This is a genomic window from Vibrio navarrensis (assembly GCF_000764325.1).
Taxonomy (GTDB): Bacteria; Pseudomonadota; Gammaproteobacteria; order Enterobacterales; family Vibrionaceae; genus Vibrio; species Vibrio navarrensis.
In genome coordinates this window covers 567,236-587,565 of record NZ_JMCG01000001.1, presented here as the reverse complement: position 1 = coordinate 587,565, position 20,330 = coordinate 567,236, and the positions used below count along the sequence as shown (strand labels likewise).

The following is a 20,330-nucleotide window of genomic DNA, read 5'->3' as shown; positions in this document are numbered from 1 at the left end:
TGCAATTAAGGATGAATAATCCAACGCTTGCACTCGTAACAGGGTTAACTATGGGTAAAAATGCGCAGATAAAAAAACCGCCTTATTTGCCGAAAGGCCAACAAGGCGGTCAATGCGCTTTGAACAATCAAACGGGTAACAAGGCGTTATTTTTTGCCTTTATCCGAATACATTTCTTCAATCTCATCCTGATATTTATCGTTAATCACTTTACGACGCAATTTTTGCGTTGGCGTCAACTCACCATCGTCCATTGAGAATGCTTTAGGCAGCAATTTGAACGCTTTCACTTGCTCAAATTTGGCCAGCTCTTTTTGTAGCTCATTAACCCGCTTTTCAAACATCTCCACCACTTGGTGATGCTTAATCAGCTCTAAGCGATCGTGATACTTGATATTCAACTCTTTGGCGTACTCTTCTAGCGCGTCAAAACATGGCACGATCAAAGCGGAAACAAATTTACGCGTGTCGGCAATCACCGCGATCTGTTCGATAAAGTGATCTTTACCAATCGTCCCTTCGATCATCTGCGGCGCGATATATTTACCGCCCGAGGTTTTCATCAGTTCTTTGATACGATCTGTGATAAACAGGTTGCCATATTCATCAATGTGCCCAGCATCGCCAGTTTTCAAGAAACCGTGTTCATCGAAACTCTTGGCGGTCTCTTCCGCCATTTTGTAGTAGCCACGCATCACCATCGGACCGCGCACCAGAATTTCGTTGTTCTCACCAATTTTCACTTGCGCGCCCGGCATCGAGACACCGATCGAATCGGGGTTGAACCCATTATCCCCCCAACAAGAGACGGTGGCGGTGGTTTCTGTCATACCGTAGCCCAGCTTGACGTTAATGCCTATCGCATGGAAAAAACGACCGATGGTTTCATCCAGTTTAGCGCCACCACAAGGCATAAAATTGATCCGTCCACCGAGCAATTCACGCAACTTAGACAGCACGATTTTATCGGCTAAAGCATACGATTTTTTCAATAATAAAGATGGCTTGCGTCCTTGCTGATGAGAGGCCGCCATTTTGGCCCCCATATTCACCGCCCAAGTGAACAGCACCTTTCTTACCAAAGGCGCTTTGGCGACTTTTTCATGAATGGCAGAAAATATCTTCTCGTAAAAACGCGGCACGGCACACATCACCGTTGGGCGAATTTCACCGAGCGCAGCACGCACTTGCATAGTGTCTTGCAAATAGCAGTTGGTCGCCCCTTTGTAGAGCACGTAAAACGTCCAAGCTCGCTCAAACACATGAGAAAGAGGCAAGAAACAGAGGGAAACGTCTTTTTCACTCAAGCTCAGTACTTGGTCGTGCCCTTTGAGCTGCGCGGCGATGTTGGCGTAATCCAGCATCACCCCTTTGGGCTGTCCCGTCGTCCCGGAGGTGTAGATTAAGGTGAGAAGATCGGCAAAATTGGCCTGTTCAACGCGCAGTAAAAGTTCGCTTTGCTGTTCTGGGTGCGCCTGCGCAATAAAGTGTTGCCAATGTTTGGCGCTAGGGTGATCGCCAAGCTCGATCTCATCCGACATGGCGACGATCAGTTCCAGCTGCGGACACTGCTCAAACAGAGTCACTGCGGCGTCAAACTGCGCCTGCTCACCGACAAACAGTACTTTGACATCGGCGTCTTGCAGAATGTAGCCCGCCTGAGCGGCAGTATTGGTCGGATAGATAGGCACGGTGACGCAACGTATTTGCAGTGCAGCAAAATCGGCGATGGTCCACTGCGGCATGTTGTTGGAGAAGATACCAATTTTGTCTTGTACATTGAGTCCCTGCGTTAGTAGAGCAAGGGAAAGATTGTCAACTTGTTGGCCAAACTGCTTCCAGCTGATCTCTTGCCAGGCGTCACCTACTTTATGCTTCAAAGCGGTCGTCTCTGCCCTTTGAGCTATCTGCTCTCGAATTCGTTTTACAATATGAAAATCTAAATTGGCCATCTCTTCTACCTTTGGCTTACACCTGTAAGCTCTATTTGCGGGCACAGTGTAGCCATGAAAGAGAAAAACGCAACTGATGCTGGTCAAACTTATCCTGTTTTAGAGAGCGTTATCACTTAGTTTGTCAAAATGCACAACCAAGAAAAAAGCCCTTGTTGCATAAAGCGTCAAGGGCTTAATTCATCAAGCTGAAGTGTCTTTTATTGCACAGCAACCACTTCACCACAGGTCACCATCAACAAATCGCGCAGCCAAATATGGCCTTTGTCTTTTTCGCTCGATTCATGCCAACTGAGGTAACCGCTGATCTCGCAATTTTCAAACGGCAGCTCCAAAATCTGTAATTGGTCATGATTGGCGGCATTTTCCACAATCCAGCGCGGTGCAATCGTCACCAACTCGGACTGACCGACCACGTAAAGCACATTGCTCAAGCTGGTGCCTTCAAAATACGCTTCTACGTCTAGCTCACGATACGCTTGCTCAGAGAAACTTCTCTGGCCGTGGGTCTTTGATAACTTGGCATGGCGCTCGCTAAGCAATTGCTCCGCCGTTACCTCACCTTGGATACGAGGGTGGCCTTTTGACGTCACAACTACCAATTGATCTTTGAAGATCTCGGTACTTGAAAAACCTTGTTCATCAAAACGCGCGTAATCGATCACAAAGTCGATCTCTTGATAACGCATACGCTCTGACAACTTGCGATCAAATTCCGCGTCGAGATGCAACTGCACACTTGGTGCTTGGGCGTGAATATCGGCCATGATTCTTGGTGCGAAACGCATGTCACACGGGCTGCAAATTGCCAGTTTAAACAGGCGGGTAGAAGATTCTGGCTGGAATACGGAACTTGGCAGTTCATTACGCACCAGTTGCAGCGCTTGGCGGATAGGCCCAAACAACTGACGAGCACGCTGAGTTGGCTGAATACCACGTCCCTGACGCATGAACAATTCATCATTAAACATCACTTTTAAACGCGCGACGGCATTACTCACCGCAGGTTGTGACATCCCTAGATTGTGTGCCGCTCGAGTAATATTTTGCTCCTGCATCACGGCATCAAACACGGTCAACAGGTTCAAATCGACCCCACGCAGGGTACTTTCCATCCGATAGCTAGCGATAGCGCTGATCGCTTCTTTTTTATCTAACATCTGACTTGCCTCTTATTATTAACGGTCAACAAAATGAATGTAGGAATCGGAATAGATAACCTGAGTTATTATATTTATCGCCCTTATAAATTCGGGCCGACCCACTATCATTCAATCCATTAATGGTTGGCAAACAGATTGATAACTAATCACTAAATTTTAGGTAAAAATAAAATAAACCCTTTAAATACAATACATTAATGAAAACCTAAAAAACTATAAAACTGAGCATCGTTACCTCCATACATCCCATTTAGCAGATGTATATGTTACTAATGTCAACACACAAATCATTCACAAAGCACATCAACCAAGAAATGTATGAATTATCACGTCAATACCTACACTACAGATTTGACACGTAACTGGGGAAATCGACTCGTTCCCAAAGCCGTCGGGATAGCTCTTGCTGTGAGCTCCAATCACCTTGCAAAAGCCAGTCGGAGATTGCAGCCGCCACATCGGGATACGTAACGCTTTCTGCATGCTCTTCCTCCAGCCAAGCACGCACCACTGGTGCATCAAGCGAATCCATCACCGATGCCAATCCCAAGGTTTCGAGCGTTGCCACATTGCTTTGTTGCTCAAACTGCCCTTGCAGCGGTTTGACCAACAATTTTTTTCCTAGTGAGAGCGCCTCGGATGGCAATTCAAACCCGCCGTTGGCAATCACACCGCTGCAGGCATGTAAATCGGCCTGAAACGCCTGATGATTGAGGGCACGAAGCTCGACATTTTCCAGCACCTCAGTATCTAAGAGGTCGGGGTGGTAGCAGAGAAACCTTTGTCCTTGAAAGCGCCACAGTAACTCACAAATCTCCTCTACCTGCTCAAAAGGCAGATAAACCAAAATGAAATCTCGATTAGCCGAGCTCTGCTGCACGGTATTGACGATCGGCGGTAGAATCGGTTGATCAAAGTGATACCAATGCAAGCCGATATGGATATCCGCAGGGGCAAAGTACTGCAACACTTGCTTGTCTAACCAACTTGCCCCTTTCAGAGGTACCGGATAGCGAAAGGCATTTTGGTGGCTGATGCTAATACAGGTTTTATGCTGTTTTTTCGCCGCCCACGCCGACACAGGTTCAAAATCATTGATCACCAAGTCGTAGGCAGAGAGATCGAGGCTGTCGATTTCACGTTTCAGTTGCAGTAGGCTATTGTTTATTGCCGTTTTTACATAGCTCACTCGACCTTTCTCCGTGGCGAAAGTCAGACCACGGCAGGTTCGAAACTCGCCAAATGCCTCCATGGAAAAATAGCGATCCGCTTCGCGTCCAGAAAAGAGAAAATCCACCGCGACGCCTCGTTGTTTAAGCGCATTAGCCATCGCCCTCGCTCTGGCAATATGACCATTGCCCGTCCCTTGCACGCCATACAATATTTTCATGCGTTACCCCTATAGCAGCGACAAAGCAAAGGATGCGCATGCACTACCAAGCACGGCACCAATCAACACATCGGTGAGAAAATGCACCCCAAGTAAGATGCGTGCTAAGCCAATTAAACTTGCCCAGCAGAAGGCAAACCAAGCCAACTCAGGATAAAAGTGCGCAATTAACGTTGCCATAACAAAACCTGCAGCGGTGTGCCCAGAAGGCAAACTGTAGCGGTCGGAAGGGGTAATAAACGCGGGGAGATAAGCGCAGTACTCTTCAGGTCTACGCCGTTTGAAGCTATTTTTCAGCAACCAATAGATCGGCAGTTCGATGGCGAAAGCCAGCAGCCCGGCGCACAAGAACATCCATCCGTTGCTGGGCTGCATCAACCAAGCGGCTAAACCTAACGCCAGATACAAGTGCCCATCGCCACTGTGCGACACCGCTTTACTGATGGTCGCGACTTGATGACTAAAGCGATGTCTGAGACAAAGGCTTGAAAAAGCCAAATCCAACGCCGCGATCCGTTCCATCGGCTGGCTCAGGGAAACGAGAGTCCTCATAAGTATCTTCCTATTAACCTTGGGGTACAAAAGTTAAGCTAGAAGAGGTTAATGACAATCCAATGAAGGCAATTTGGCTATTTGGTGAACAAAGCTCGGCCACACTATGCAGCAGAACGTAGATTGCGACGGCTACAGAGCCGTAGCCAGCTCAGGCCGTAAAAAGCCGCTTTTCATCACTTGAATATTGTGTTCCACCAAACGATCCAGAAACGTTTCATTCATTTCGACGCCATGCACAGCGAGCAACGCCGGAGGCGCAATAAACGGAAAGACCATCAGGCTGATGTAAGAGATACGACAGAGCTGCGGATCCCTTTCAGGGTTAATCACACCGCTACTGGCCAATTTGCCAAACAGCATTTCTTGCATCGGTTGAGTGATGTCCAAAAAGACTTTTTCCACCAGCCGACGTTGAATGTCTGATGGCGGCATGTGCATCACCTGAACGATCAAACGCGGAAATTGCGGCATTTTCACCATCTCGCGATAGTAGGTTTTCATAATATCGAGCAGATTGCGCTCTGTGCTCTCCATGACCAACTGCTGCATTTTCTTCTGCATCGGCGCTAAGGTCTCTCTTAGCATGGTTTCAAACAGCCCTTCTTTGCTGCCAAAGTAGTAACGAATTAAAGCGCTGTTGACCCCCGCTTTTTGCGCAATCAACCGCGTTGAGACTTTGTCATACGCCATGACCACAAACAGATCCCGCGCATGATCAATCAGCTTTTTACGCGCATCAGTTTTACTACTTGGTCGCCCTACTCTGCGTTTTTCCGCCATCTCGTTTTATCTCCCATCTTCATCGTCGATGAATTATATCCCGTGTTGATTGGAGTGATATCGCAATTATTCTTCATCGCTTAATCAGTGATGAATTTCAGACCTCACCGCTCTTTGCGAGCGAAACCGTTTTTCGCGCGGAAACTGTTTGCGCGCGAAATTGTCGGATATGAGTAAAAAATCAACTTTAGGGTTGACGCGCCCCACCGAGTGCGGTACTAATCTGTTAACTTAATTTTGTGGAATGCTTAACAAGATGACAGCACACTTTTCTCTCCTCAACCTCCTCCTTATCGTGACCAGATCGCGCGGGTAGGCTGTGGAAGAAAAATAACCACACAGAATGACAACAAACCCGCACGCAGATGCGGGTTTTTTTATATCTAAACACAACATCTACCGGAAGAAATCGATTAACTATCGAAAAAAGGAAGCGAACATGAACGATCAGGTGATAATTTTCGACACCACATTGCGTGATGGCGAACAAGCGTTGTCAGCGAGTTTGACAGTCAAAGAAAAACTGCAAATTGCCTACGCGCTAGAAAGGCTGGGCGTTGATGTGATTGAAGCAGGCTTCCCGGTGTCCTCTCCGGGGGATTTTGAATCAGTGCAAACCATCGCCAAACATATTAAAAACAGCCGGGTTTGTGCCCTTTCTCGTGCCGTTGAGAAAGACATTGACGCCGCTGCGCAAGCGCTAAAAGTCGCTGAGGCGTTTCGAATTCACACCTTTATTTCCACATCCACCATCCACGTTCAAGATAAGCTGCGCCGTAGCTACGATGATGTGGTTGAGATGGCGGTGCATGCCGTCAAACATGCGCGCAACTACACTGATGATGTCGAGTTTTCTTGTGAAGACGCGGGCCGCACGCCAATTGACAACCTATGCCGCATGGTAGAGGCAGCCATTAACGCTGGCGCACGCACCATCAACATTCCTGATACTGTTGGCTACACCGTGCCAAGCGAGTTCGGCGGCATCATTCAAACGCTATTCAATCGCGTGCCGAACATCGACAAAGCGATCATTTCAGTCCACTGCCATGATGACTTGGGTATGTCGGTTGCCAACTCGATTGCCGCGGTGCAAGCGGGCGCACGTCAAGTGGAAGGCACCATCAATGGCATCGGCGAGCGTGCAGGAAACTGTGCATTGGAAGAGATCGCCATGATCATCAAAACTCGTCAAGAGCTGTTGGGCGTGCACACGGGCATTAAACACGACGAGATCCATCGCACCAGTAAACTAGTCAGCCAGCTTTGCAACATGCCGATCCAAGCCAACAAAGCGATTGTCGGCGCCAATGCCTTTAGCCATTCATCCGGCATTCACCAAGATGGCATGCTAAAGAACAAAAACACCTACGAAATTATGACACCCGAGTCGATCGGCCTGAAAAATCAAGCGCTGAACCTAACCAGTCGCAGCGGCCGCGCTGCAGTCAAGAGCCATATGGATGCGATGGGCTACAAAGCCGAAGAGTACAATTTGGATGCCTTGTACGAAGATTTCTTAAAACTGGCCGATCGCAAAGGTCAAGTGTTTGATTACGATTTAGAAGCGTTGATGCATTTTTCCAACCTGCGTGAAGAAGACGATTTCTATAAATTGAGTTATCTAAGCGTTCAGTCAGGCAGCGTGATGGCGACCACCAGCATTAAATTGCAATGCGGCGAGGAAGAAAAATGCGAAGCCGCCGTTGGCAACGGCCCGGTTGATGCGTTATACCAGTGTATCTACCGTTTGACTGGCTACGATATCGTACTGGACAAGTTTGATCTGACCGCCAAAGGCGAAGGGGAAGATGGTTTAGGCCAAGCGGATATTATCGCCAACTACAAAGGCAGAAAATACCACGGCACCGGTGTTTCCACCGATATCGTTGAAGCGTCTGGACAAGCTCTGCTGCACGTGATCAACAGCATTCATCGCGCCGACACCATCGCCGAGCTGAAGCAGAAAAAAATTGCCACCGTCTGATGCTCTTTGCGCCCAATCAGGCGCATAGATAAAGAATTGAGACAAACACAACTCAAAAAAGATTAAATAAAACGAAAGGATTAACATGACAGACAAAACTTACAAAATCGCCGTTTTGCCCGGCGATGGCATCGGCCCAGAAGTGATGGCACAAGCGCACAAAGTGCTGGATGCTATCGAGAAAAAACATGCCATCACTTTTGAGCGCGAAGAGCACGATGTCGGCGGGATTGCGATAGATAATCACGGTTGCCCGCTGCCAGAAAGCACTGTCAGAGCTTGTGAACAGAGCGATGCGGTTCTGTTTGGTTCAGTCGGTGGTCCGAAATGGGAACACCTGCCGCCCAACGATCAACCTGAGCGCGGCGCTCTGCTGCCACTGCGTAAACACTTCCAACTGTTTTGTAACCTTCGTCCCGCGCAAATTCACAGCGGTTTAGAGAGCTTCTCACCACTGCGCGCCGACATTTCTGCGCGCGGTTTTGACATTGTGGTGGTGCGCGAACTCACTGGCGGTATCTACTTTGGTCAACCCAAAGGCCGTGAAGGAGAAGGCGCTAACGAAAAAGCGTTTGATACCGAGGTTTATCACCGTTTTGAAATAGAGCGCATCGCAAAAATTGCGTTTGAATCAGCGCGCCTGCGCCGCAAAAAAGTGTGCTCGATCGACAAAGCCAACGTGCTACAAAGCTCGATTTTGTGGCGTGAAGTGGTGGAAGAGATCGCCAAAGAGTACCCAGATGTGCAACTTTCACATATGTACATCGACAACGCGACCATGCAGCTCATCAAAGATCCCGCGCAATTTGACGTGATGCTCTGCTCCAACATTTTCGGCGACATCATTTCCGATGAGTGTGCGATGATCACCGGTTCCATGGGCATGCTGCCTTCTGCCAGCCTGAATGAAAGTAAGTTTGGTTTGTACGAGCCAGCTGGCGGCAGTGCGCCCGATATCGCGGGCAAAAACATCGCTAACCCAGTAGCGCAAATCCTCTCGGCAGCGCTAATGCTACGATACAGCCTTGGTGAAGAAAGCGCAGCGCAAGAGATCGAAAACGCGGTCTCTCAAGCACTGGCTGCGGGCGAGCTGACAGCGGATCTGGCGGGCAACAAACCAGCCCTGACGACCTCAGAGATGGGCGATAAGATCGCACAGTATATTCTAAATTCATAAAAACACGGAAGTTCGAGCAATGGGCAAAACACTCTACGAAAAAGTTTACGATGCGCATGTCGCCGTTGCAGCGCCAGGGGAAACCCCGATCCTGTACATTGACCGCCACTTGGTTCACGAAGTGACCTCGCCACAAGCCTTTGATGGTTTGCGTGAAAAAGGACGTCAAGTGCGTCAGGTGAGCAAAACCTTCGCCACCATGGATCACAACGTCTCTACCACCACCAAAGACATCAATGCGTCCGGCGAGATGGCACGCATTCAGATGGAAACGCTGATCAAAAACTGTCTGGATTTTGGTGTCACTCTGTATGACTTAAACCATAAATATCAAGGTATCGTGCACGTCATGGGGCCAGAGCTTGGCATCACGTTACCAGGTATGACGATTGTGTGTGGCGACTCACACACCGCGACTCATGGCGCATTTGGCTCGCTCGCGTTTGGTATCGGCACGTCAGAAGTGGAGCACGTGCTTGCCACACAAACACTCAAGCAGGCACGCGCCAAAACCATGAAAATCGAAGTTAAAGGCAAGGTGGCCGAAGGCATCACCGCCAAAGACATCGTGTTAGCCATTATCGGCAAAACCACCGCCGCTGGCGGTACAGGTTATGTGGTCGAATTCTGTGGTGAAGCGATTACTAACCTGTCGATGGAAGGCCGCATGACCGTATGCAACATGGCGATTGAACTTGGCGCCAAAGCAGGCTTAATCGCCCCCGATGAAACCACCTTTGCATACGTTAAAGGTCGCAAGTTTGCGCCTACTGGCGCAGATTGGGATGCTGCGGTTGAATACTGGAAAACACTCAAAACCGATGAAGATGCCACCTTTGACGCCGTGGTCACACTCGACGCAGCGGAGATAAAACCGCAAGTGACTTGGGGCACCAACCCGGGCCAAGTGATCGCAGTAGACGAGCCAATTCCTGCGCCTGAAAGCTTCAGCGACCCGGTCGAGAAAGCCTCGGCAGAGAAAGCGCTGGCTTATATGGGCCTTGAAGCGGGCAAATCGCTTTCTGACTATAAAGTCGACAAAGTGTTTGTCGGCTCGTGCACCAACTCACGAATTGAAGATATGCGCGCCGCCGCCAGTGTCGCCAAAGGGCGCAAAGTAGCATCACATGTGCAAGCCCTGATCGTTCCGGGCTCTGAACAGGTGAAAGCGCAAGCCGAAGCAGAAGGTTTGGATGTTATTTTTAAAGAAGCGGGTTTTGAATGGCGACTACCAGGGTGCTCAATGTGTCTGGCGATGAACAACGATCGTCTAGGGCCGCAAGAGCGCTGCGCTTCTACGTCCAATCGCAACTTTGAAGGGCGACAAGGGCGTGATGGTCGCACTCACTTAGTGAGCCCAGCCATGGCGGCAGCAGCAGCGATTGCCGGCCATTTTGTTGATATTCGAGATTGGAAATAAGAGGAAGCAAACATGCAAGGTTTTAAACAACATACCGGTTTGGTGGTTCCTCTGGATGCGGCCAACGTCGATACCGATGCCATTATTCCAAAACAGTTTCTGCAGAAAGTCTCTCGTTTAGGCTTTGGCAAACACCTGTTCCACGATTGGCGTTTTCTGGACGATGCAGGCGAGCAGCCCAACCCTGACTTTGTGATGAATGCGCCGCGCTACCAAGGGGCCTCCATTCTGCTTGCTCGCGAAAACTTTGGCTGTGGCTCATCACGTGAACACGCGCCATGGGCACTGGCAGACTACGGCATTCGTGCCATGATCGCGCCGAGCTTTGCGGATATTTTCTATGGCAACTCGATCAACAACCAGATGGTGCCCGTGCGTCTGACGGAACAAGAAGTGGACGAACTGTTTCAGTTTGTCGAAGCCAATGAAGGAGCGCAAATAGAGGTGGATCTTGAAGCACTCAAAGTGCGAGCCAATGGCAAAGAGTACACCTTTGAAATCGATGATTTTCGTCGCCACTGCTTGTTAAATGGTCTAGACAACATCGGCCTCACTCTGCAACATGAACAGAAGATCGCGGCTTATGAAGCCAATATCCCGGCATTTTTACGCTAAGTGTGAAGTTGTCTTGCCGTAAAACCATGGGAATAGCGCGCTATTCCCATTTTGTTTTCGAGCCGATGAAAGGGATGGACGCGCACTACGGTCTTATTCGTTATCTCGATAAATGACCTAGCCAAGAGCCCGACTATGCGACCACTTATCCTCCTGCTTTTGTTTTTTTCTTTTGCCAGCTACGCCGCGCCCAAATCCGAACTTTGGCCCTATTGGCAGACATCCGACGAACAGAGCACGCTTGCGATATCCCACCAAACTTGGCAGGACTTGCTCGACCGCTATCTGGTGCGCCAACGGGAAAACACCCTGTTTCGCTACGCCGCCGTTTCTGACACGGATAAAAAGGCCCTCAAGCAATATTTAGCTGATTTGGCGGCCCAAAATCCTCTGCGCTTGAAACGCGCCGAGCAGTACGCCTATTGGGTGAACCTCTACAATGCCATCACCGTCGACCTTATATTGCAACACTACCCGGTCAAATCGATCACCAAACTGGGCGGGCTGTTCAGTTTTGGCCCGTGGAATGACAAAGTGATCACCGTCAACGGCAAGGCGCTGACGCTCAACGACATTGAACATCGAATTTTGCGACCGATCTGGAAGGATCCTCGCACCCATTATGCGGTGAACTGCGCCAGCTTAGGCTGCCCCAATCTACAACCTTACGCCTTCACCGCAAGCAACCGTGACGCCTTACTTGAACAGGCGGCAAAAGAGTTTATCAATAGCTCGAAAGGCGTCGACATGCAGGGCAATCAGGCGCGACTTTCTTCCATTTATGACTGGTTTGTAGAGGATTTTGGCGGCAAAGCACACTTGTTTGAACACATTGGCACTTACGCGCCTCAATATCGCGGTTTTTCAGCCAAGGTTGAGTACCATTATGACTGGAACTTGAATCAGGCAAACTGAGGGGAGCCATTTGCATAGTCAACACAAGGGCCGCATTCGGCCCTTGTGTTTGTTATTGAAAACGACAGTGACTACTTAAAACCGGCGGTTACTTAAACCCTTTTTCTCTTTTGATCAGATCGTAGGCGCTTTGAATCTCTTGCGATTTTTCTTTGGCCATATTCATCATTTCGGGTGGCAAACCTTTGGTCATCAGCTTATCTGGGTGGTGTTCGTTCATCAGTTTACGATAGGCTCGTTTTACCTCTTTGCCATCGGCCGAGGCGTCCACACCCAAAATTTTGCACGCATCCTCCAATCGATCAGTTTGTGAGGCTTGCTGCCAACCTCCGTTGGACGAAGAGCGCTGTGAGCCCCCTTGCTGCTGACCAAAACCGCCCTGACGCTGAAAGCGAAACGCCGCTTCTTGCATCTGTAAACGGCGCTCAAGCTGCTCAGAGGAAAAGCCCAAGCCACGCGCTATTTTGTGCAGCACGTTTCGCTCGCTCGGATGGATATCGCCATCGGCAAACGCAGCGGAAATCTGCAGTTCCAAAAAGAATTGCAGCAAATCAAAACGCCCACCAGTGGCAATACGGACTCGCTCTAACACTTGCTCTAAGGGGAAATCACGCTCTTTACCTTCACGAAAAGCTTCTTGCGCCGCTTTGCGCTGCTCGCCGTGCAGGCTCATGCGCTCCATCATCGCCGTCGCCAGTTGAATCTCTTCACGTGTCACCTGACCTTTGGCTTTCGCCACGTGTCCCATAACCGCAAAGGCCGCTTTAAAAAATTCTTCCTGTCTTTCTGTCTGGCTCGGGCCTTGTCCAAAGCCGGAGGTTTTGAATCCCGCTTGGTTTAAGCGACGCGCTTTATCAAACTGATGACCGAGAAACAGGCCAAACAGAGCGCCAAAAATACCACCAAATAAAAAACCAAAAAAGGCGCCAAGTATTTTGCCAAAAATCTGCATTATGTGTTCTCTATCTCTGAATTTTTCCCGTCAATGACGGTCATATAGTGCTGGATGCCACGATTTCCTTTATGATAGGGAAATTATTTTTTCGGTCTGGCCATCATATAGCCATCGAGCAGTAGTGACATAGGAAAGTTCCGTTCAATGCAACATTTCTCCCGCACTTTTTTAGCGGCCTCTATCAGTACCGCCCTGTTTGTACCTTACACGCAAGCCCAAACAACACTCGGTGATAGTGTGCAGGAAATGCCCACTATAGATCAATGTTTGGTCAGCGCAGAAGAAAATGATGCCAATGCGCCGATTGTGGTGCACTCAGACCGTTTACAAGCGATTAATGGCGATAAAGCCGTCTACTCCGGCGATGTGGAAGTGATTCAAGGCAAGAAAAAAATCACTGCCGATTCGGTCACCTTGCATCAACAAGAACAAGTGGTCGTGGCCGAAGGCAACGTCACGTTTAACGATGGTGAGGTAAAAGCCAGCTCTAGCCGCGTCACCAACAACATGGCGCAAGAGACCTTCTCGCTGGAAAACACCCAATACCAGTTCCTTTGTCAACAAGGTCGCGGTGAAGCCGCGTATATCGCCAAGACCGGACAAGCCGTATACCAGTTGCAAGATGGCTCGATAACCTCTTGTCCGGCAGACGACAACGCTTGGCGCTTGGTTGCATCAAGCATCGACGTTGACCAAAATGAAGAAACGGCGACGTTTTACAATCCACGCTTTGAAGTGATGGATGTACCGATTTTCTACGTGCCTTATTTAACCTTGCCGATTGGCAACACACGCAAAACTGGCTTTCTTTTTCCCTCCGTCTCTTATGGTTCGAGCGATGGGGTCGAAGCGGAAATTCCTTTCTACTGGAATATCGCACCTAACTATGATCTGACACTGACCACTCTGTACATGCAACAGCGCGGAGTAAAATTGGACGCGGATTTCCGTTATCTCACCAGTCAATGGGGTGGCGGCGAAATCAAAGGCGAATATCTCCCGGGCGATGAAAAATACCGAGAGGAAGATCGTTGGGGCTATCAATATAAACACGATGGTATTATCGACCAGCAATGGTTGGTGAAGCTGGACTACTCCAAAGTCAGCGACATCGACTATTTTCGCGATCTCAAATCCGATCTGGGCAACCGAGAAGATGGTCAGTTAGTACAAGAGGGCAAGGTGGCTTACCGTTCTAACTCATGGGACGCCTCCATTCTGGTGCGTGATTTCCAGATCTTGTTGGAAGACAACAACAAGCCGTATCGTTTGCTGCCTCAGTTGGAGTTTAACTACTACACGCCGCTGTGGGGGCGTTATGTTAACTTCGATGTGAAAGGCCAATTGAGCCACTTTAACACCCAAGATAAAACCAAACCCAACGCCGTTCGCGCGCACATTGAACCGGGTTTGACCGTGCCTCTCTCAACCAGTTGGGCAACTTGGACCACAGAAGCGCGCGTCTTAGCCACTTATTACCAACAAGAGCTGAGTAAACTGGAAGACCCTAGCCTACAAGCGCAATTGGATGAGCAAGTGACTCGGGTTATCCCTGAGGTTCGTAGCCACGCGCGGATATTTTTGCAGCGCGACGCGCAAATTTTTGACGGTTTCACCCAAAGCCTTGAGCCGCAGATCCAGTACCTCTATGTGCCGGAAGAAAAACAAGACAATATCTACGACTATGATACGACTTTATTGCAGACAGACTACTATGGGCTATTTCGTAGCAGAAGGTACAGCGGTATAGATTATATATCCCCAGCAAACCAAATTAGCTACGGTGCAAGTACTCGTTTCTTTGATGATGAGTACAAGGAACGTCTTAATATTTCATTTGGTCAAATTTATTATATAAACAAAAATAATAAGTTCACGAGTAAGAAAGATGCATCAGACAGTAGTACCGATACATCAAACTACTCTTCATGGGCGATTGAAACCGATTTTAACTACGACGACTACCTGTTCTACCACGGCGGGATCCAGTACGACATCGACCTCAATGCGATGCAGTTGGCCAACAGCACCCTGGAATATCAGTTCAAAGATGGTTTTATCCAAGGTAACTATCGTTACGTTACTCGCGAGTACATCGAAGACACCATTTCGTTTGAAGATCTCGACACTATTACTCGTAAAGGCATCTCTCAAGCCGGTCTGGTCGCGGCCTATGAGATCAACCCCAACTGGTCTGCCAGCGGTCAATACTACTATGACTTGACCGAGGAAATTGATCTTGAGTGGATGGCCAGTCTGCGTTATCAATCCGACTGTTGGTATATCGGTTTTACTTACACCAACCAATTGGTGAAATGGAAAAACAACGTGGTCGGCGGCGACAACAATGACCCAGTTTACGACACGAACATCAGTGTCAACTTCGGCATTCAAGGCTTTGCCACCAAAAACAGAAGTTATACCGCCGCCAAAGAGCTGGAAGATGCCGATAATTCCATCGTCTATGGTCGTCCTTTCTACTTGAACAATTAGTGATTTCCGACGTCTGAGTAGTCAGACGTTAAATCGATGCAACAATGGATTATTAAATGAAAAGCTGGAAAACAATCTTATTTGCTCTGTTGCTTTCAGGCAGTGCACTGGCCGCTCCTGTAGAACTTGATAAGGTTGCCGTCATAGTCAATAACGGTGTGATTTTACAAAGCGACATTGACGCTGCGATGAAGACCTTGCGGGCCAACGCCAAGAAAAACGGCCAAGCCCTACCTTCAGCCGAGGTGCTGCACGAGCAAATCGTCGAAAAGCTGATCCTCGACACACTACAAACCCAAGAAGCAGACCGCATCGGCGTACGAATTGACGACAACCGACTCAATCAAGCCATCAGTGAGATTGCCGCCAACAACCAGCAGACGGTGGCCGAACTGTCTGCCTCTATCGCCAGCGAAGGATTAAGCTACGCTGAATTTCGCGAGCAGATCCGCAAGGAGATTGCGGCGTCTGAAGCGCGCAACGCCCTAGTGCGTCGCCGCATTAACATTTTGCCTGCCGAAGTCGACAGCTTATCCGAGATGCTCGCGCAAGAAACCAGTGCCACCGTGCAATACAAGCTTGGTCACATCCAACTGCGCTTTTCCGATAACCAAGACAAAGCGGCCGTCGAAGCCCAAGCAAAAGCGATCGTTGAAAAACTCAATAACGGTGCGGATTTCAGCACCATGGCCTATACCTACTCCAAAGGTCCGAAAGCCTTGCAAGGCGGCGATTGGGGCTGGATGCGTAAGGAAGAGATGCCAACCATCTTTGCCGATCAAATCAAGATGCAAAACAAAGGTAGCGTCATTGGCCCATTTCGCAGTGGTGTCGGTTTTCATATCTTGAAGATTGAAGATATTAAAGGGCTAGAAACCATCGCCGTGACCGAAGTGAATGCGCGTCATATCCTGCTTAAACCGACCGTTATCCTCAGTGATGAAGGAGCGAAACGTGAACTGAACGAGTTCATCCGTCGCATCAAAGCCGGTGAAGCCAGCTTTGCTGAGTTAGCGCAGCAATACAGCCAAGACCCGGGCTCAGCCGCGCAAAATGGTGAGTTAGGCTATCAAACCCCCGATCTGTATGTCCCTGAATTTAAGCATCAGGTCGAAACGCTTCCGGTCGGCAAAATCAGCGAGCCTTTCCAAACCGTGCACGGCTGGCACATTGTCGAAGTGCTGGATCGCCGCGAAGTGGATCGCACCGATTCGGCGATGAAAAACAAAGCTTACCGTATTTTGTTTAATCGTAAATTTAACGAAGAAGCGGGCGCTTGGATGCAAGAGCTGCGAGCAGGTGCCTTTGTTGAAATCGTCAAGGACGAAGAAGCATGACAGTTAAACGTATCGTCGTCACCGCAGGAGAGCCTGCGGGGATTGGCCCAGATCTGGTGTTGGCACTTTCCAAACAAGATTGGGATCACCAACTGGTGGTGTGCGCCGATAAATCGTTACTCGCGCAGCGCGCCGAACAGCTCGGCATCGAGGTGGAACTGCACGACTATCTAGCAGAGAGCACGCCGCAGCCACAAAAGGCGGGTTCGCTGGTGGTCGATCACATTGGCATGAACGCGCCGTGTATCGCCGGACAGTTAAACGAAAGCAACGGCCATTATGTGTTAAAAACACTGGAAAGAGCTGCTTTGGGCTGTATGAATGACGAATTTGATGCTATTGTCACCGGCCCTGTTCACAAGGGGGTGATTAATCGTGCTGGCGTCGCCTTTAGCGGCCACACTGAATTCTTCGCCGAAAAATCCAACACCCCGTTAGTTGTCATGATGTTGGCGACCGAAGGGCTGCGTGTGGCGCTGGTCACCACGCACATTCCATTGGCCTATGTGTCAAAAGCCGTCACGGAAGATCGCCTGGAAAAAATCATCGATATCCTGCATCGGGATTTGGTGGAAAAATTTGCCATCGCAGAGCCAAAGATCTATGTTTGCGGGCTCAATCCGCATGCTGGTGAAGATGGCTGCCTTGGCCGAGAAGAGATCGAAACCATCACGCCGACGCTGGAAAAAATTCGTCGTGAAAAAGGCATTCATTTGGTCGGCCCATTGCCGGCCGATACCATTTTTAATGAAAAATATTTAGACGATGCGGATGCTGTCTTAGGCATGTATCACGACCAAGTGCTGCCTGTGCTCAAATACAAAGGCTTTGGTCGTTCAGTGAACATTACTCTTGGTCTACCCTTTATAAGAACATCGGTGGATCACGGTACTGCACTCGATCTGGCCGGAACGGGCCAAGCCGATACAGGGAGCTTTCAGACAGCACTCGCGCATGCGATAGAACTGGTAGAGAAGAAACAATGAGAAATGATGTCCATCTAGGGCACAAAGCGCGTAAACGTTTTGGTCAAAACTTCCTGAACGATCCATACATTATTGATGGCATCGTTTCAGCGATTAATCCGAAACCGGGGCAAAATCTGGTGGAAATCGGCCCAGGTCTTGGGGCGATCACTGAGCCTGTTGGCCGAGAAGTCGATAAGTTCACCGTAATCGAACTGGACCGCGATTTGGCTGAGCGTTTGCGTAACCATCCTGAGTTGGCTGATAAGCTCACCATCCACGAAGGCGATGCGATGCGTTTCGACTTCACTCAATTGGTGAAGCCAAATAACAAGCTGCGCATTTTCGGCAACTTGCCGTACAACATCTCAACACCACTGATGTTCCATCTTTTTGAATTTCATAAAGATATCCAAGACATGCACTTTATGCTGCAAAAAGAAGTGGTCAACCGTTTGGCGGCAGGCCCAGGCAGCAAAGCTTACGGTCGCTTGACTGTGATGGCGCAGTACTTCTGTAAAGTGGTCCCTGTTTTGGAAGTACCACCAACGGCGTTTGTTCCACCACCGAAAGTGGATTCTGCGGTCGTGCGTTTGGTGCCTTACGAAACCTTGCCACATCCAGCAACCAGCTTGGAATGGCTTGAGCGCGTATGCCGTGAGGGCTTTAACCAAAGACGTAAGACCATCCGCAATTGCTACAAAGGTCTTCTCAGCGAAGAAGTGATGGAAGAGCTTGGTATCAACCCGGGGTTACGTCCGGAAAATCTCACCTTGCAACAATTCGTTGCGATGGCAAACTGGTTGGATGCAAACCATCAGTAATGCGATGACACGATGCGAGCCCTCTGCTCGCATCTCATTTTGACTCTCTGAGAAGGAGTGAACATGGATGTCTCCCTACCCTGCATCAAAATTCAGGTGTACACTAAGTACATCGAAGAGCAATCTAACCCAGAGTTAGGGCGCTACATCTTTGCCTACATCATCACGATTAAAAACCTCAGCCAAGAAACGGTTCAGTTGATCAGCCGCCGTTGGCTCATTACCGATGCGAATGGGAAACAGATCACCGTCGAAGGTGATGGTGTCGTTGGCCAACAACCTTACATCGATGGCGGCGATGAATATACCTACAGCAGTGGCACAGGGCTTGATACCCCAGTCGGTGCGATGCAGGGCCAATACATTATGCGCGACTCGCAAGGCGATCAGTTTGTGGTAGAAATTGAGCCATTTCGTCTGGCGGTACCTAACCTGTTGAACTGATTTTTGGGGGAGTTTTGGCAAATTACATTGTGGGTGATATTCAAGGCTGTTTTGATGAATTAACCCTGCTATTAGAGCAAGTGCAGTTTTCAGCGCAGCGAGACACGCTGTGGTTTGCGGGCGATTTGGTCGCTCGTGGGCCAAAATCGTTACAAACCTTGCGCTTTGCCCGCTCACTGGGTGATAGTGCACGGATTGTGCTGGGCAACCACGATCTTCATCTTCTGGCTGTCGCTTTAGGTGTGCGCAAAAACAAAGAAAAAGATCAAACGACCGCGATTCTTGAGGCTAGCGATCGCGATGAACTGCTCAATTGGCTGCGACAACAGCCACTGTTGCTCGAACATGATGAGTTTGTACTGTGTCATGCGGGCATTTCACCACAATGGGATCTGGTTACCGCTCGCCAATGCGCACGCGAAGTCGAAGCCGTGCTGCAAAGTGAGCACATGCCATGGCTGATCGAGAACATGTACTGTAATACACCGGATCTCTGGAGCCCGACGCTAACTGGCTTGGATCGCTATCGCTACACCATCAATAGTTTTACTCGCATGCGTTTTTGCTTTCTTGACGGCCGCCTAGACATGGACTGCAAGCTCCCGCCAAACGAAGTGAACGAGGCATTGTTGGTACCTTGGTTCAAACTGCCGCAGCGTGTTGCCCTAGAGAAACCCGTACTGTTTGGCCACTGGGCTGCTTTGCAGGGCTATTTTAGTCAAGAGGTGATTGGGTTAGATACAGGCTGCGTATGGAATGGCAGCCTGACGATGATCCGTTGGGAAGACAAACAAGTGTTTAGTCAGAAGGCACTAGCAAACTAGCAAACTAGCAAACTAGCAAACTAGCAAACTAGCAAACTAGCAAACTAGCAATTATCTCTTTCTAAAATAACAAAATCCATCGCGAAGCGGTTTTTCTCATCGGCTGAATAGTGCTCGCGATGGCTTTCATGCCAGCCCTCTCCCCACTTGGGAAACTGGGTATCACCATCCACGTTCGCATCGATAAAAGTGAGGTAGAGTCTATCCGCCTTTGGTAAGCATTCTGCGTAAATCGAACCTCCGCCGATGATCATCACTTCCTCGCTGTCACCCGCTTCGGTGAGCGCGGCTTCAATCGAATTTACTATGCTGACACCCTCTATTGACAGCGCCGCATCTCGACTGATGACAATATTTTTTCGCCCCGGTAGTGGCCGACCAATCGACTCAAACGTCTTACGCCCCATCACCACGGGTTTGCCCATAGTACAACTTTTAAACCAAGCAAAATCGGCGGGGAGATGCCACGGCATCTGATTCTCTTTGCCGATGATTCTATTTTCGGCCATCGCCGCTATCATACTAATCAACATC

General features: G+C 49.2%; 18 protein-coding genes. 11 read left to right on the top strand and 7 right to left on the bottom strand.

The features are described from left to right. Positions 1-146 precede the first annotated feature (146 nt). The 5 genes from EA26_RS02635 to EA26_RS02615 form a co-directional block, all read right to left on the bottom strand. Positions 147-1,952 carry an AMP-dependent synthetase/ligase gene (locus EA26_RS02635; protein WP_039423611.1) on the bottom strand — a complete coding sequence of 602 codons (1,806 nt, stop codon included), beginning with the start codon at positions 1,950-1,952 and terminating at the stop codon, positions 147-149. A 200-nt stretch (positions 1,953-2,152) separates the two neighbouring features. Next, on the bottom strand, positions 2,153-3,112 hold the full coding sequence (leuO, locus tag EA26_RS02630) for a transcriptional regulator LeuO (RefSeq protein ID WP_039423609.1): 960 nt from the start codon (positions 3,110-3,112) through the stop codon (positions 2,153-2,155). 346 nt (positions 3,113-3,458) lie between these two features. Continuing rightward, positions 3,459-4,505 carry an MJ1255/VC2487 family glycosyltransferase gene (locus EA26_RS02625; protein WP_039423604.1) on the bottom strand — a complete coding sequence of 349 codons (1,047 nt, stop codon included), beginning with the start codon at positions 4,503-4,505 and terminating at the stop codon, positions 3,459-3,461. Between the two features lie 9 nt (positions 4,506-4,514). Then, the gene (locus tag EA26_RS02620; protein ID WP_039423599.1) at positions 4,515-5,057 is read right to left on the bottom strand and encodes a phosphatase PAP2 family protein; all 543 of its coding nucleotides are present in this window, start codon (positions 5,055-5,057) and stop codon (positions 4,515-4,517) included. 132 nt (positions 5,058-5,189) lie between these two features. After that, on the bottom strand, positions 5,190-5,840 hold the full coding sequence (locus tag EA26_RS02615; protein WP_039423590.1) for a TetR/AcrR family transcriptional regulator: 651 nt from the start codon (positions 5,838-5,840) through the stop codon (positions 5,190-5,192). A 439-nt stretch (positions 5,841-6,279) separates the two neighbouring features. Here EA26_RS02615 and leuA point away from each other — a divergent pair, with 439 nt between their 5' ends. From leuA to EA26_RS02590, 5 genes are all read left to right on the top strand, one after another. After that, the gene (gene leuA, locus EA26_RS02610; protein WP_039423587.1) at positions 6,280-7,827 is read left to right on the top strand and encodes a 2-isopropylmalate synthase; all 1,548 of its coding nucleotides are present in this window, start codon (positions 6,280-6,282) and stop codon (positions 7,825-7,827) included. A gap of 85 nt (positions 7,828-7,912) precedes the next feature. After that, positions 7,913-9,004: a 3-isopropylmalate dehydrogenase gene (gene leuB / locus EA26_RS02605; RefSeq protein WP_039423586.1), complete on the top strand. Its 1,092-nt coding sequence runs from the start codon at positions 7,913-7,915 to the stop codon at positions 9,002-9,004. Positions 9,005-9,023: 19 nt separating this feature from the next. Next, positions 9,024-10,424, top strand: coding sequence for a 3-isopropylmalate dehydratase large subunit (gene leuC, locus EA26_RS02600; protein WP_039423584.1), 1,401 nt, complete (start codon positions 9,024-9,026; stop codon positions 10,422-10,424). A 12-nt stretch (positions 10,425-10,436) separates the two neighbouring features. Next, positions 10,437-11,039, top strand: coding sequence for a 3-isopropylmalate dehydratase small subunit (leuD, locus tag EA26_RS02595; RefSeq protein WP_039423581.1), 603 nt, complete (start codon positions 10,437-10,439; stop codon positions 11,037-11,039). 135 nt (positions 11,040-11,174) lie between these two features. Beyond that, positions 11,175-11,954: a DUF547 domain-containing protein gene (locus tag EA26_RS02590; protein WP_039423578.1), complete on the top strand. Its 780-nt coding sequence runs from the start codon at positions 11,175-11,177 to the stop codon at positions 11,952-11,954. A gap of 88 nt (positions 11,955-12,042) precedes the next feature. Here the strand turns inward: EA26_RS02590 and djlA are convergent, their stop codons facing one another. Beyond that, positions 12,043-12,906: a co-chaperone DjlA gene (djlA, locus tag EA26_RS02585; protein ID WP_039423575.1), complete on the bottom strand. Its 864-nt coding sequence runs from the start codon at positions 12,904-12,906 to the stop codon at positions 12,043-12,045. A 147-nt stretch (positions 12,907-13,053) separates the two neighbouring features. Between djlA and lptD the strand changes: the two genes are divergently transcribed. From lptD to apaH, 6 genes are all read left to right on the top strand, one after another. Continuing rightward, on the top strand, positions 13,054-15,402 hold the full coding sequence (gene lptD, locus EA26_RS02580; RefSeq protein WP_039423573.1) for an LPS assembly protein LptD: 2,349 nt from the start codon (positions 13,054-13,056) through the stop codon (positions 15,400-15,402). A 56-nt stretch (positions 15,403-15,458) separates the two neighbouring features. Continuing rightward, positions 15,459-16,739, top strand: a complete 1,281-nt coding sequence (gene surA / locus EA26_RS02575) for a peptidylprolyl isomerase SurA (RefSeq protein ID WP_039423564.1) — start codon at positions 15,459-15,461, stop codon at positions 16,737-16,739. Continuing rightward, the gene (pdxA, locus tag EA26_RS02570; RefSeq protein WP_039423561.1) at positions 16,736-17,725 is read left to right on the top strand and encodes a 4-hydroxythreonine-4-phosphate dehydrogenase PdxA; all 990 of its coding nucleotides are present in this window, start codon (positions 16,736-16,738) and stop codon (positions 17,723-17,725) included. The genes surA and pdxA overlap by 4 nt, the downstream gene beginning before the upstream one ends. After that, positions 17,722-18,528 carry a 16S rRNA (adenine(1518)-N(6)/adenine(1519)-N(6))-dimethyltransferase RsmA gene (rsmA, locus tag EA26_RS02565; RefSeq protein WP_039423558.1) on the top strand — a complete coding sequence of 269 codons (807 nt, stop codon included), beginning with the start codon at positions 17,722-17,724 and terminating at the stop codon, positions 18,526-18,528. Before pdxA ends, rsmA begins: the two co-directional genes overlap by 4 nt. Before the next feature lie 63 nt (positions 18,529-18,591). Next, on the top strand, positions 18,592-18,972 hold the full coding sequence (gene apaG, locus EA26_RS02560) for a Co2+/Mg2+ efflux facilitator ApaG/CorD (protein WP_039423556.1): 381 nt from the start codon (positions 18,592-18,594) through the stop codon (positions 18,970-18,972). A 14-nt stretch (positions 18,973-18,986) separates the two neighbouring features. Beyond that, positions 18,987-19,796: a bis(5'-nucleosyl)-tetraphosphatase (symmetrical) ApaH gene (apaH, locus tag EA26_RS02555; protein WP_039423554.1), complete on the top strand. Its 810-nt coding sequence runs from the start codon at positions 18,987-18,989 to the stop codon at positions 19,794-19,796. A gap of 44 nt (positions 19,797-19,840) precedes the next feature. Here apaH and folA read toward each other — a convergent pair whose 3' ends face one another. Continuing rightward, positions 19,841-20,329: a type 3 dihydrofolate reductase gene (gene folA / locus EA26_RS02550; protein WP_039423551.1), complete on the bottom strand. Its 489-nt coding sequence runs from the start codon at positions 20,327-20,329 to the stop codon at positions 19,841-19,843. Position 20,330 lies beyond the last annotated feature (1 nt).

Coding starts and splice junctions, on each gene's coding strand:
- EA26_RS02635 (WP_039423611.1), bottom strand. CDS start 1,952: ATGGCCAATTTAGATTTTCATATTGTAAAACGAATTCGAGAGCAGATA.
- leuO (WP_039423609.1), bottom strand. CDS start 3,112: ATGTTAGATAAAAAAGAAGCGATCAGCGCTATCGCTAGCTATCGGATG.
- EA26_RS02625 (WP_039423604.1), bottom strand. CDS start 4,505: ATGAAAATATTGTATGGCGTGCAAGGGACGGGCAATGGTCATATTGCC.
- EA26_RS02620 (WP_039423599.1), bottom strand. CDS start 5,057: ATGAGGACTCTCGTTTCCCTGAGCCAGCCGATGGAACGGATCGCGGCG.
- EA26_RS02615 (WP_039423590.1), bottom strand. CDS start 5,840: ATGGCGGAAAAACGCAGAGTAGGGCGACCAAGTAGTAAAACTGATGCG.
- leuA (WP_039423587.1), top strand. CDS start 6,280: ATGAACGATCAGGTGATAATTTTCGACACCACATTGCGTGATGGCGAA.
- leuB (WP_039423586.1), top strand. CDS start 7,913: ATGACAGACAAAACTTACAAAATCGCCGTTTTGCCCGGCGATGGCATC.
- leuC (WP_039423584.1), top strand. CDS start 9,024: ATGGGCAAAACACTCTACGAAAAAGTTTACGATGCGCATGTCGCCGTT.
- leuD (WP_039423581.1), top strand. CDS start 10,437: ATGCAAGGTTTTAAACAACATACCGGTTTGGTGGTTCCTCTGGATGCG.
- EA26_RS02590 (WP_039423578.1), top strand. CDS start 11,175: ATGCGACCACTTATCCTCCTGCTTTTGTTTTTTTCTTTTGCCAGCTAC.
- djlA (WP_039423575.1), bottom strand. CDS start 12,906: ATGCAGATTTTTGGCAAAATACTTGGCGCCTTTTTTGGTTTTTTATTT.
- lptD (WP_039423573.1), top strand. CDS start 13,054: ATGCAACATTTCTCCCGCACTTTTTTAGCGGCCTCTATCAGTACCGCC.
- surA (WP_039423564.1), top strand. CDS start 15,459: ATGAAAAGCTGGAAAACAATCTTATTTGCTCTGTTGCTTTCAGGCAGT.
- pdxA (WP_039423561.1), top strand. CDS start 16,736: ATGACAGTTAAACGTATCGTCGTCACCGCAGGAGAGCCTGCGGGGATT.
- rsmA (WP_039423558.1), top strand. CDS start 17,722: ATGAGAAATGATGTCCATCTAGGGCACAAAGCGCGTAAACGTTTTGGT.
- apaG (WP_039423556.1), top strand. CDS start 18,592: ATGGATGTCTCCCTACCCTGCATCAAAATTCAGGTGTACACTAAGTAC.
- folA (WP_039423551.1), bottom strand. CDS start 20,329: ATGTTGATTAGTATGATAGCGGCGATGGCCGAAAATAGAATCATCGGC.